Origin of the sequence: Streptomyces sp. SAI-170, assembly GCF_049739565.1 — a bacterium.
Classification (GTDB): domain Bacteria; phylum Actinomycetota; class Actinomycetes; order Streptomycetales; family Streptomycetaceae; genus Streptomyces.
Genome location: NZ_JBMGQD010000001.1, coordinates 6,941,094 through 6,953,885 on the forward strand (window position 1 = coordinate 6,941,094; position 12,792 = coordinate 6,953,885).

The following is a 12,792-nucleotide window of genomic DNA, read 5'->3' on the forward strand; positions in this document are numbered from 1 at the left end:
CATGAGCAAGATCCTGATCCGCGGTGCGAAGGTGCTCGGTGGCGAGGCGCAGGACGTCCTGATCGACGGCGAGATCATCGCCGAGGTCGGCCAGGGCCTGTCCGCCGAGGACGCCGTGGTCGTCGAGGCGGCCGGCCAGGTGCTGCTGCCGGGCCTGGTCGACCTGCACACCCATCTGCGCGAGCCCGGCCGCGAGGACTCCGAGACCGTCCTGACCGGCACCCGCGCGGCCGCCTCCGGCGGCTACACCGCCGTGTTCGCGATGGCCAACACCTTCCCGGTCGCCGACACCGCCGGTGTGGTCGAGCAGGTCTACCGGCTCGGCCAGGAGCACGGCTACTGCGACGTGCAGCCGATCGGCGCCGTCACCGTCGGCCTGGAGGGCAAGAAGCTCGCCGAGCTGGGCGCCATGCACGAGTCGGCCGCCGGGGTCACCGTCTTCTCCGACGACGGCAAGTGCGTCGACGACGCCGTGATCATGCGCCGCGCGCTGGAGTACGTGAAGGCCTTCGGCGGAGTCGTCGCCCAGCACGCGCAGGAGCCGCGGCTGACCGAGGGCGCCCAGATGAACGAGGGCATCGTCTCCGCCGAGCTGGGCCTGGGCGGCTGGCCGGCCGTCGCCGAGGAGTCGATCATCGCCCGCGACGTGCTCCTCGCCGAGCACGTCGGCTCGCGCGTGCACATCTGCCACCTGTCGACCGCCGGCTCCGTCGAGATCGTCCGCTGGGCCAAGTCCCGCGGCATCGACGTCACCGCCGAGGTCACCCCGCACCACCTGCTCCTCACCGACGAGATGGTGCGCAGCTACAACCCCGTCTACAAGGTCAACCCGCCGCTGCGCACCGAGCGTGACGTGATGGCGCTGCGCGAGGCGCTCGCCGACGGCACGATCGACATCGTCGCCACCGACCACGCCCCCCACCCGCACGAGGACAAGGACTGCGAGTGGGCCGCCGCCGCCATGGGCATGGTCGGCCTGGAGACCGCGTTGTCAGTGGTCCAGGAGACGATGGTGAAGACGGGCCTGCTGGACTGGGCCGGGGTCGCCGACCGGATGTCCTTCAAGCCTGCCCGGATCGGGCAGGCGAGGGGCCACGGGCGTCCCGTCTCGGCTGGTGAGCCCGCCAACCTCACGCTCGTCGACACGGAATACCGTGGCCAGGTGGACCCCGCGGGCTTCGCCTCCCGCAGCCGCAACACTCCGTACGAGGGGCGTGAGCTGCCGGGCCGTGTCACGCACACGTGGCTGCGGGGCAAGGCCACCCTCGTCGACGGGAAGCTCACGTGACACCTGTAATCCTGCTGGCCGCCGAGAAGAAATCGGCCGAGGTCACCGACTGGGCCGCCCGGCTCGGCTGGGTGATCGGGCTCGCGCTCTTCGTCGCGCTCGTCTACTGGCTGATGCGCGAGGGCTGGAAGTGGCGCGGCACGCTCCAGAGCGACCTGCCGGAGCTGCCCAGCGCGCCGGAGTCGACCGGCCCGGTGAAACTGAAGCTGAGCGGCCGCTACCACGGCTCCACCACCGCGGGTCAGTGGCTCGACCGCATCGTGGCGCACGGCCTGGGCACCCGCAGCCGGGCCGAGCTCACGCTGACCGACGCGGGACTGGACGTCGTACGACCGGGAGCGACGGACTTCTTCGTCCCCCGTGAGGCGCTGCGCGAGGCCCGGCTGGACAAGGGCATCGCCGGCAAGGTCCTCACCGAGGGCGGACTGCTCGTGGTGACCTGGGCGCACAGCGGCAAGCTGCTCGACTCCGGGTTCCGCTCCGAGCACGCCGCCGAGCACAACGAGTGGGTCGCCACCCTCAACTCCATGATCGAATCCAACAGCACGGAAGGCGCCGAACGATGACGACCTCCACAAGGGGAACGAAGGTTCCCGCCGTACTCGTCCTGGAGGACGGCCGGACCTTCCGCGGCCGCGCCTACGGGGCCGTGGGGGTGACCTTCGGCGAGGCCGTGTTCTCCACCGGCATGACCGGCTACCAGGAGACCCTCACCGACCCCTCGTACCACCGCCAGGTCGTCGTGATGACGGCCCCGCACGTCGGGAACACCGGCGTCAACGACGAGGACCCCGAGTCGAAGCGCATCTGGGTCGCCGGCTACGTGGTGCGCGACCCCGCGCGCGTGCCCTCCAACTGGCGCTCCCGGCGCTCGCTGGACGAGGAGCTGCGCGAGCACGGCGTCGTCGGCATCTCCGGCGTCGACACCCGCGCCCTCACCCGCCACCTGCGCGAGCGCGGCGCCATGCGCGTCGGCATCTTCTCCGGCAACGCCCTGCCGGACGAGGGCACCATGCTCGCCGAGGTCCGCCAGGCCCCCGAGATGGAGGGCGCGAACCTGTCGGCGGAGGTCGCCACCAAGGAGGCGTACGTCGTCCCCGCGATCGGCGAGAAGAAGTTCACCGTCGCCGCCGTCGACCTCGGCATCAAGGGCATGACCCCGCACCGCATGGCCGAGCGCGGCATCGAGGTGCATGTGCTGCCCGCCACCGCGACCGCCGAGGACGTGTACGCGGTGAACCCCGACGGCGTGTTCTTCTCCAACGGACCCGGCGACCCGGCCACCGCCGACCACCCGGTCTCCGTGATGCGAGCCGTCCTGGAGCGGGGCACCCCGCTGTTCGGCATCTGCTTCGGCAACCAGATCCTCGGCCGCGCGCTCGGCTTCGGCACCTACAAGCTGAAGTACGGCCACCGCGGCATCAATCAGCCGGTGCAGGACCGTACGACCGGCAAGGTCGAGGTCACCGCGCACAACCACGGCTTCGCCGTCGACGCCCCGCTCGAGAAGGCGACCGACACCCCCTACGGCCGCGTCGAGGTCTCCCACGTCTGCCTCAACGACAACGTGGTGGAGGGTCTCCAGCTCCTCGACAAGCCGGCCTTCAGCGTCCAGTACCACCCCGAAGCGGCCGCCGGTCCCCACGACGCCGCGTACCTGTTCGACCGCTTCGTGAAGCTCATGGAGGGCCAGCGTGCCTAAGCGCACCGATATCCAGTCCGTCCTGGTCATCGGCTCCGGCCCGATCGTCATCGGCCAGGCCGCCGAGTTCGACTACTCCGGCACCCAGGCGTGCCGGGTCCTGAAGTCCGAGGGCCTGCGGGTCATCCTCGTGAACTCCAACCCGGCGACGATCATGACCGACCCGGAGATCGCCGACGCCACCTACGTCGAGCCGATCACCCCGGAGTTCGTCGAGAAGATCATCGCCAAGGAGCGGCCCGACGCCCTGCTGCCCACCCTGGGCGGCCAGACGGCCCTGAACACCGCGATCTCCATGCACGAGCAGGGTGTGCTGGAGAAGTACGGCGTCGAACTGATCGGCGCCAACGTCGAGGCCATCAACAAGGGCGAGGACCGCGACCTCTTCAAGGACGTCGTCGAGGAGGTCCGCAAGAAGATCGGGCACGGCGAGTCCGCCCGCTCGGTCATCTGCCACTCCATGGACGACGTCCTCGCGGGCGTCGAGACGCTCGGCGGCTACCCGGTCGTCGTGCGCCCCTCCTTCACCATGGGCGGCGCCGGTTCCGGCTTCGCGCACGACGAGGAGGAGCTGCGCCGCATCGCAGGCCAGGGCCTCACGCTCTCCCCGACCACCGAGGTGCTCCTGGAGGAGTCCATCCTCGGCTGGAAGGAGTACGAGCTGGAGCTGATGCGCGACAAGCACGACAACGTCGTGGTCGTCTGCTCCATCGAGAACTTCGACCCGATGGGCGTGCACACCGGTGACTCGATCACCGTCGCCCCGGCGATGACCCTCACCGACCGCGAGTACCAGGTGCTGCGCGACGTCGGCATCGCGATCATCCGCGAGGTCGGCGTCGACACCGGCGGCTGCAACATCCAGTTCGCGGTGAACCCCGAGGACGGTCGCGTGATCGTCATCGAGATGAACCCGCGCGTCTCCCGGTCGAGCGCCCTCGCCTCCAAGGCGACCGGCTTCCCGATCGCCAAGATCGCCGCCAAGCTCGCCGTCGGCTACACCCTCGACGAGATCCCGAACGACATCACGCAGGAGACCCCGGCCTCCTTCGAGCCCACGCTCGACTACGTGGTCGTCAAGGCCCCGCGCTTCGCGTTCGAGAAGTTCCCGCAGGCCGACTCCACGCTGACCACCACCATGAAGTCGGTCGGCGAGGCCATGGCCATCGGCCGCAACTTCACCGAGGCCTTCCAGAAGGCGCTGCGCTCGCTGGAGAAGAAGGGCAGCCAGTTCACCTTCGTCGGCGAGGCGGGCGACAAGGACACGCTGCTGCGCGAGTCCGTCCGCCCCACCGACGGCCGCATCAACACCGTCATGCAGGCCATCCGAGCGGGCGCCACCCCGGAGGAGATCTTCGAGTACACGAAGATCGACCCCTGGTTCGTCGACCAGCTCTTCCTCATCAAGGAGATCGCGGACGAGCTGGCCGAGGCGCCCGAGCTGACCCGCGAGCTGCTCGCCGAGGCCAAGCGACACGGCTTCTCCGACCAGCAGATCGCCGAGATCCGCGGCCTGCGCGAGGACGTCGTCCGCGAGGTCCGGCACGCCCTCGGCGTCCGCCCGGTCTACAAGACGGTCGACACCTGCGCCGCCGAGTTCGCCGCGAAGACGCCGTACTTCTACTCCTCCTACGACGAGGAGACCGAGGTCGCCCAGCGCGAGAAGCCGGCCGTCATCATCCTGGGCTCCGGCCCGAACCGCATCGGCCAGGGCATCGAGTTCGACTACTCCTGCGTCCACGCCTCCTTCGCGCTGTCCGACGCCGGGTACGAGACCGTGATGGTCAACTGCAACCCGGAGACCGTCTCCACGGACTACGACACCTCCGACCGCCTGTACTTCGAGCCGCTGACGCTGGAAGACGTGCTGGAGATCGTCCACGCCGAGCAGCAGGCCGGCCCCGTCGCGGGCGTCGTCGTGCAGCTCGGCGGCCAGACCCCGCTGGGCCTGTCGCAGGCGCTGAAGGACAACGGCGTGCCGATCGTCGGCACCTCCCCGGAGGCCATCCACGCCGCCGAGGACCGCGGCGCCTTCGGCCGCGTGCTCGCCGAGGCGGGCCTGCCCGCCCCCAAGCACGGCACCGCCACCACCTTCGCCGAGGCCAAGGCCATCGCCGACGAGATCGGCTACCCGGTCCTGGTGCGCCCGTCGTACGTCCTCGGCGGCCGTGGCATGGAGATCGTCTACGACGAGACGCGCCTGGCCAGCTACATCGCCGAGTCGACCGAGATCAGCCCCTCCCGGCCGGTCCTCGTCGACCGCTTCCTGGACGACGCGATCGAGATCGACGTCGACGCCCTCTACGACGGCCAGGAGCTGTACCTCGGCGGCGTCATGGAGCACATCGAGGAGGCCGGCATCCACTCCGGCGACTCGGCGTGCGCCCTGCCCCCGATCACCCTCGGCGGCTTCGACATCAAGCGCCTGCGCGCCTCCACCGAGGCCATCGCCAAGGGCGTCGGGGTGCGCGGTCTGATCAACATCCAGTTCGCGATGGCCGGCGACATCCTCTACGTCCTGGAGGCCAACCCGCGCGCGTCGCGCACGGTGCCCTTCACCTCCAAGGCGACCGCGGTGCCGCTGGCGAAGGCGGCCGCCCGTATCTCGCTGGGCGCGACCATCGCCGAGCTGCGCGCCGAGGGCCTGCTCCCGGCCAACGGCGACGGCGGCGAGCTGCCGCTGGACGCGCCGATCTCCGTCAAGGAGGCCGTCATGCCGTGGTCGCGCTTCCGCGACATCCACGGCCGCGGCGTGGACACCGTCCTCGGCCCGGAGATGCGCTCCACCGGTGAGGTCATGGGCATCGACTCGGTCTTCGGCACGGCGTACGCCAAGTCGCAGGCCGGCGCCTACGGCCCGCTGCCCACCAAGGGCCGCGCGTTCATCTCCGTCGCCAACCGCGACAAGCGCTCGATGATCTTCCCGGCGCGCGAGCTGGTCGCCCACGGCTTCGAGCTGCTCGCCACCTCCGGCACCGCCGAGGTCCTCAAGCGCAACGGCATCAACGCCACCGTCGTGCGCAAGCAGTCCGAGGGCACCGGCCCGAACGGCGAGAAGACCATCGTCCAGCTCATCCACGACGGCGAGGTCGACCTCATCGTCAACACGCCGTACGGCACCGGCGGCCGCCTCGACGGCTACGAGATCCGTACGGCGGCCGTGGCACGGTCGGTGCCGTGCCTGACGACGGTCCAGGCGCTCGCCGCGGCCGTCCAGGGCATCGACGCACTCAACCACGGGGACGTGGGCGTCCGATCGCTCCAGGAACACGCCGAACACCTGACCGCGGCCCGCGACTAGCAGCCAAGAGGGGGACACCGGAAACGGTGTCCCCCTCTTCATGAGGACAGACACCATGTACAAGCTTCTGTTCAACCTCCTCTTCAGGCGCATGGACCCCGAGAAGGCCCACTACCTGGCCTTCCGCTGGATCCGCCTCGCCGCCCGCATCCCGGTGCTGCGCACGTTCGTCGCGGCCGTCCTGGCACCCCGTCACAAGGAGCTGCGCACGGAGGCCTTCGGGCTGCGCATGCACGGCCCCTTCGGACTCGCGGCCGGGTTCGACAAGAACGCGGTGGCGATCGACGGGATGTCGATGCTGGGCTTCGACCACGTCGAGATCGGCACGGTCACCGGCGAGCCGCAGCCGGGCAACCCCAAGAAGCGGCTGTTCCGCCTGGTCGCCGACCGGGCGCTGATCAACCGCATGGGCTTCAACAACGACGGCTCGCTGGCCGTCGCCGCCCGCCTGGCCTCCCGCAACCCGGTCTTCAGGACGGTCGTGGGCGTCAACATCGGCAAGACCAAGGTCGTCCCCGAGGACGAGGCGGTCCTGGACTACGTGAAGTCGGCCGAGCGCCTCGCGCCGTACGCCGACTACCTGGTCGTGAACGTCTCCTCGCCCAACACGCCCGGCCTGCGCAACCTCCAGGCCACCGAGGCGCTGCGCCCGCTGCTGAGCGCCGTACGCGAGGCCGCCGACCGGATGGTCACCACGCGCCGGGTGCCGCTGCTGGTCAAGATCGCGCCGGACCTCGCCGACGAGGACATCGACGCCGTCGCCGATCTCGCGGTGGAGCTGGGCCTGGACGGGATCATCGCCACGAACACCACCATCGCGCGCGAGGGCCTCGGTTTGAAATCCGAACCCTCGCTGGTCAAGGAGACCGGCGGCCTGTCCGGCGCGCCCCTGAAGGCCCGCTCCCTGGAGGTGCTGCGCCGCCTCTACGCGCGCGTGGGCGACCGGATCACCCTGGTCGGCGTCGGCGGCATCGAGAACGCCGAGGACGCCTGGCAGCGCATCCTGGCCGGCGCCACGCTGGTCCAGGGCTACAGCGCCTTCATCTACGAGGGCCCCTTCTACAGCCGCGCCATCCACAAGGGCCTCGCCGCCCGGCTGCGCACCAGCCCGTACGCCACCCTCGCCGACGCTGTCGGCGCCGACGTGAGGAAGTCCGCATGAGCCCCCTCGAGCCCTTCGGTGCCCGACTGCGCCGCGCCATGGACGAGCGCGGCCCCCTGTGTGTGGGCATCGACCCGCACGCCTCCCTCCTGTCGGAGTGGGGCCTGAACGACGATGTGGCGGGCCTGGAGCGGTTCAGCCGTACCGTCGTGGAGGCCACGGCCGACCGGGTCGCCGTCCTCAAGCCGCAGAGTGCGTTCTTCGAGCGCTTCGGCTCGCGCGGGGTCGCCGTCCTGGAGAAGTCCGTCGAGGAGGCCCGCGCGGCCGGTGCCCTGGTCGTGATGGACGCCAAGCGCGGCGACATCGGCTCGACCATGGCCGCCTACGCCGAGGCCTTCCTGCGCAAGGACTCGCCGCTGTTCTCGGACGCGCTGACGGTGTCGCCGTACCTCGGCTACGGCTCGCTGAGCCCGGCCGTCGCGATGGCCCGGGAGACCGGCGCGGGTCTGTTCGTCCTCGCGCTGACCTCCAACCCGGAGGGCGGCGAGGTCCAGCACGCGGTGCGCGCCGACGGGAGGAACATCGGCGCGACCATGCTGCGGCACCTGGCCGCAGAGAACGCGGGGGAGGAGCCGCTGGGCTCCTTCGGCGCGGTGGTCGGCGCCACGCTGGGCGACCTGTCGTCGTACGACCTGGACATCAACGGTCCGCTCCTCGCGCCGGGCATCGGGGCTCAGGGGGCGACTCCGGCGGACCTTCCGCGGGTGTTCGGGTCGGCCGTGCGCAACGTGGTGCCGAACGTCAGCCGGGGGGTGCTGCGGCAGGGTCCCGACGTCAGCGCGCTGCGGGCGGCCGCGGACCGGTTCGCGGAGGAGATCCGGACGGCGGTCGCGGCCGGCTGAGTGCGCCTGGACGCGCGTTCGAGGGGTCGGATGAGCGGTCCGGGACGGACTTGAGCCTGGATACATTCTCAAATCCGGGGCAGTATGTCTGAAATATCCTGTCCTGACAGAGGCTGACCAGGACTTTTCCTCTGTTCTCGCTGACTCTGGCGGACTTGACCGCTAGTCTCCGACGAGAGAGCGGGCAAGCGTGTTGCTCGTGGCTCCCCAGGTGTGGGGCGACTAGGTTCCTCACCGGTCCGTATCCGACAGTTCGACATCCGAGGTGACGTAGGCGTGGCTCTTCCGCCCCTTACCCCCGAACAGCGCGCAGCCGCGCTCGAAAAGGCCGCCGCGGCTCGCCGGGAGCGGGCCGAGGTCAAGAATCGACTCAAGCACTCCGGCGCCTCCCTTCACGAGGTCATCAAGCAGGGCCAGGAGAACGACGTCATCGGCAAGATGAAGGTCTCCGCCCTGCTCGAGTCCCTGCCGGGCGTGGGCAAGGTCCGCGCCAAGCAGATCATGGAGCGACTCGGCATCTCCGAGAGCCGCCGCGTGCGTGGTCTCGGGTCCAACCAGATCGCCTCCCTGGAGCGCGAGTTCGGCAGCACCGGTTCCTGACGTTCGGGGCTCTCCGGGACCGACGTCCCGGGCACCCCGCGATTGCTGGAATAATCGCTGCATGGCTGCAACATTCCGGGGGACGACCCCCGAGCCCCCGGACGTACGTCCGCGGCTGACCGTGCTCTCCGGCCCCTCGGGGGTCGGCAAGAGCACGGTCGTCGCCCATATGCGCAAGGAACACCCCGAGGTCTGGCTCTCGGTGTCGGCGACGACCCGCAAGCCCCGCCCCGGCGAACAGCATGGTGTCCACTACTTCTTCGTCACCGACGAGGAGATGGACAAGCTGATCGCCAACGGCGAGCTGCTGGAGTGGGCCGAGTTCGCCGGCAACCGCTACGGCACCCCGCGCGCCGCGGTGCTGGAGCGCCTGGAGTCGGGCGAGCCCGTCCTCCTGGAGATCGACCTCCAGGGCGCCCGGCAGGTCCGCGAGTCGATGCCCGAGGCCCAGCTGGTGTTCCTGGCCCCGCCCTCCTGGGAGGAGCTGGTGCGCAGGCTCACCGGCCGGGGCACCGAGCCGCCCGAGGTCATCGAGCGGCGACTGGACGCGGCGAAGGTCGAACTGGCGGCCGAGCCGGAGTTCCACGAGACCCTGGTCAACACCTCCGTCGAGGATGTGGCGCGTGAGCTGCTAGCCTTGATGGATGTTGTGTGATCGTTTCCGGTCACCCTCGCTGAATCTGCATCTTTCCCATCCATCGGAAGGTAGAGCGTGTCCTCTTCCATCTCCGCGCCCGAGGGCATCATCAACCCGCCGATCGACGAGCTCCTCGAGGCCACCGACTCGAAGTACAGCCTCGTGATCTACGCGGCCAAGCGGGCCCGCCAGATCAACGCGTACTACTCGCAGCTCGGCGAGGGCCTCCTCGAGTACGTCGGTCCCCTCGTCGACACCCACGTCCACGAGAAGCCGCTCTCGATCGCCCTGCGCGAGATCAACGCGGGTCTGCTGACGTCCGAGGCCGTCGAGGGCCCGGCGCAGTAATATCAGCAGCTTGCGGCTGACTTTTCCCACAGGCCCGGCGGTGTGTCCGCCGGGCCTGTGGTGTGTCATGGGGGTTGTACGTTTCCTAGGTCCGGGGAGTGACGGTGGACAAGCCGAAGGTCGTTCTGGGGGTCAGCGGTGGCATCGCCGCCTACAAGGCGTGCGAGCTGCTCAGAAGGCTCACCGAGTCCGGCCATGACGTCCGGGTCGTGCCGACCGCCTCCGCGCTGCACTTCGTCGGCGAGGCCACCTGGTCGGCCCTGTCCGGCAACCCCGTCTCCACCGAGGTCTGGGACGCCGTCCACGAGGTGCCGCACGTCCGCATCGGGCAGCACGCCGACCTGGTCGTCGTCGCCCCCGCGACCGCCGACATGCTCGCCAAGGCCGCCCACGGCCTCGCCGACGACCTGCTGACGAACACCCTGCTCACCGCCCGCTGTCCGGTGGTCTTCGCGCCCGCCATGCACACCGAGATGTGGGAGCACCCGGCCACCCAGGAGAACGTGGCCACGCTGCGCCGCCGCGGCGCCGTCGTCGTCGAACCGGCCGTCGGCCGCCTCACCGGCGTCGACACCGGCAAGGGCCGGCTGCCCGATCCGGCCGAGATCTTCGAGGTCTGCCGCCGGGTCCTCGCCCGCGGGGTCACCGAACCGGACCTCGCCGGGCGCCATGTCGTCGTCAGCGCCGGCGGCACCCGCGAGCCCCTGGACCCGGTGCGCTTCCTCGGCAACCGCTCCTCGGGCAAGCAGGGCTACGCCCTCGCCCGTGCCGCCGCCGCGCGCGGCGCCCGCGTCACCCTGATCGCCGCCAACACCGCCCTTTCGGACCCGGCGGGTGTCGACGTCGTGCAGGTCGGCACCGCCGTCCAACTGCGCGAGGCCGTGCTGAAGGCGGCCGCCGACGCCGACGCGGTGGTGATGGCCGCGGCCGTCGCCGACTTCCGGCCCGCGGCCTACGCCTCCGGGAAGATCAAGAAGAAGGACGGCCAGGAGCCCGAGCCGATCGTGCTCGTGCGCAACCCCGACGTCCTCGCCGAGATCTCCGCCGAGCGCGCCCTGCCCGGACAGGTGGTCGTCGGCTTCGCCGCCGAGACCGACGACGTCCTCGCCAACGGCCGCGCCAAGCTGGAGCGCAAGGGCTGCGACCTGCTCGTCGTCAACGAGGTGGGGGAGCGCAAGACCTTCGGGTCGGAGGAGAACGAGGCCGTGGTCCTCGGCGCCGACGGCTCCGAGACCGCCGTACCGCACGGGCCGAAGGAGGCGTTGGCCGAAACCGTGTGGGATCTTGTGGCCGAACGCCTTCGCTGAGCGCCTCATACGCTTCAGGGCGCCCGTCGGCCACGCAACTTTGGCGCGTGGCGCCCCTGGCCAATGCCGCTCGGGATTGGGCAGAATGCCCGTGCCGCAGGTCACAGCGCTCCCGAGAGGCGAGACACGTGAGCCGGTGGCCGAGCGCGACCGATAAACTGTTCTCGGACGACGCCGGGCGCAGCCCCCAGCCCGTCCGCCCATGATCAGCCAGCAGCCGCTGCAAACCCAGGGAGCGTTGTGTCCCGTCGCCTGTTCACCTCGGAGTCCGTGACCGAGGGTCACCCCGACAAGATCGCTGACCAGATCAGCGACACCATTCTCGACGCGCTGCTGCGCGAGGACCCCACGTCCCGTGTCGCCGTCGAGACCCTCATCACCACCGGCCTCGTGCACGTGGCCGGCGAGGTCACGACCAAGGCCTACGCGCCGATCCCGCAGCTGGTCCGGGAGAAGATCCTGGAGATCGGCTACGACTCCTCGAAGAAGGGCTTCGACGGCGCCTCCTGCGGTGTGTCGGTGTCGATCGGTTCGCAGTCCCCGGACATCGCGCAGGGTGTCGACACGGCGTACGAGAACCGTGTCGAGGGCGACGACGACGAGCTGGACCGCCAGGGCGCCGGCGACCAGGGCCTGATGTTCGGCTACGCGTCCGACGAGACGCCCACCCTGATGCCGCTGCCGATCTTCCTCGCGCACCGCCTGTCCAAGCGGCTGTCCGACGTCCGCAAGAACGGCACCATCCCCTACCTGCGCCCCGACGGCAAGACGCAGGTCACCATCGAGTACGACGGCGACAAGGCCGTCCGCCTCGACACGGTCGTCGTCTCCTCGCAGCACGCGTCGGACATCGACCTGGAGTCCCTCCTCGCTCCCGACATCCGCGAGTTCGTCGTGGAGCCGGAGCTGAAGGCGCTGCTCGACGAGGGCATCAAGCTCGACACCGAGGGCTACCGCCTGCTGGTCAACCCGACCGGGCGCTTCGAGATCGGCGGCCCGATGGGCGACGCCGGCCTCACCGGCCGCAAGATCATCATCGACACCTACGGCGGCATGGCCCGCCACGGCGGCGGCGCCTTCTCCGGCAAGGACCCGTCCAAGGTCGACCGCTCCGCCGCCTACGCCATGCGCTGGGTCGCGAAGAACGTGGTGGCGGCCGGCCTGGCCTCCCGCTGCGAGGTCCAGGTCGCGTACGCGATCGGCAAGGCCGAGCCGGTCGGTCTGTTCGTCGAGACCTTCGGCACCCACAAGGTCGAGACCGAGAAGATCGAGAAGGCCATCGACGAGGTCTTCGACCTGCGTCCGGCCGCGATCATCCGCGACCTCGACCTGCTGCGCCCGATCTACGCCCAGACCGCCGCGTACGGCCACTTCGGCCGCGAGCTCCCCGACTTCACCTGGGAGCGCACGGACCGCGTGGACGCCCTGCGCAAGGCGGCCGGCCTGTAAGGCCCCGCACTGCCCGCCGAGGCCCGGCATCCCTTCGGGGGCGCCGGGCCTCGTCACGTGAACGGGCTGGCACGCCACCTGGACGATCTCTACGCTGAGGGGCGCCTCCCGGTGCGCAGGCCGCGGTTCCTTCGGTGGAGTGCGCTTCGCGCGTGC

The 12,792-nt window shown here is 70.3% G+C and carries 11 protein-coding genes; all 11 read left to right on the forward strand.

Annotation, left to right across the window (positions count from 1 at the left end; translation table 11 throughout):
* Position 1 precedes the first annotated feature (1 nt).
* The 11 genes from RKD23_RS31260 to metK all read left to right on the forward strand — a co-directional run bounded on the left by RKD23_RS31260 (position 2) and on the right by metK (position 12,636).
* Complete coding sequence (locus tag RKD23_RS31260) at positions 2 to 1,288, forward strand: dihydroorotase (protein WP_424856727.1); 1,287 nt, start codon at positions 2 to 4, stop codon at positions 1,286 to 1,288.
* A complete protein-coding gene (locus tag RKD23_RS31265) occupies positions 1,285 to 1,854 on the forward strand; it encodes a hypothetical protein (protein ID WP_424856728.1) in 570 nt (189 codons plus the stop codon). The genes RKD23_RS31260 and RKD23_RS31265 overlap by 4 nt, the downstream gene beginning before the upstream one ends.
* A complete protein-coding gene (carA, locus tag RKD23_RS31270) occupies positions 1,851 to 2,990 on the forward strand; it encodes a glutamine-hydrolyzing carbamoyl-phosphate synthase small subunit (protein ID WP_424856729.1) in 1,140 nt (379 codons plus the stop codon). Before RKD23_RS31265 ends, carA begins: the two co-directional genes overlap by 4 nt.
* Entirely contained in the window at positions 2,983 to 6,291 is a 3,309-nt protein-coding gene (carB, locus tag RKD23_RS31275) for a carbamoyl-phosphate synthase large subunit (RefSeq protein ID WP_424856730.1), read from the forward strand. Before carA ends, carB begins: the two co-directional genes overlap by 8 nt.
* Before the next feature lie 55 nt (positions 6,292 to 6,346).
* Positions 6,347 to 7,453, forward strand: coding sequence for a quinone-dependent dihydroorotate dehydrogenase (locus RKD23_RS31280; protein WP_424856731.1), 1,107 nt, complete (start codon positions 6,347 to 6,349; stop codon positions 7,451 to 7,453).
* Positions 7,450 to 8,295, forward strand: coding sequence for an orotidine-5'-phosphate decarboxylase (pyrF, locus tag RKD23_RS31285; protein ID WP_424856732.1), 846 nt, complete (start codon positions 7,450 to 7,452; stop codon positions 8,293 to 8,295). Before RKD23_RS31280 ends, pyrF begins: the two co-directional genes overlap by 4 nt.
* Positions 8,296 to 8,571: 276 nt before the next feature.
* A complete protein-coding gene (locus RKD23_RS31290; RefSeq protein ID WP_003977346.1) occupies positions 8,572 to 8,895 on the forward strand; it encodes an integration host factor in 324 nt (107 codons plus the stop codon).
* A 61-nt stretch (positions 8,896 to 8,956) separates the two neighbouring features.
* Positions 8,957 to 9,550, forward strand: a complete 594-nt coding sequence (gmk, locus tag RKD23_RS31295) for a guanylate kinase (protein WP_424856733.1) — start codon at positions 8,957 to 8,959, stop codon at positions 9,548 to 9,550.
* Between the two features lie 57 nt (positions 9,551 to 9,607).
* The gene (rpoZ, locus tag RKD23_RS31300) at positions 9,608 to 9,880 is read left to right on the forward strand and encodes a DNA-directed RNA polymerase subunit omega (RefSeq protein ID WP_003988945.1); all 273 of its coding nucleotides are present in this window, start codon (positions 9,608 to 9,610) and stop codon (positions 9,878 to 9,880) included.
* 104 nt (positions 9,881 to 9,984) lie between these two features.
* Complete coding sequence (gene coaBC / locus RKD23_RS31305) at positions 9,985 to 11,187, forward strand: bifunctional phosphopantothenoylcysteine decarboxylase/phosphopantothenate--cysteine ligase CoaBC (protein ID WP_404043163.1); 1,203 nt, start codon at positions 9,985 to 9,987, stop codon at positions 11,185 to 11,187.
* A gap of 240 nt (positions 11,188 to 11,427) precedes the next feature.
* A complete protein-coding gene (gene metK / locus RKD23_RS31310) occupies positions 11,428 to 12,636 on the forward strand; it encodes a methionine adenosyltransferase (RefSeq protein WP_404043165.1) in 1,209 nt (402 codons plus the stop codon).
* Positions 12,637 to 12,792: the final 156 nt, after the last annotated feature.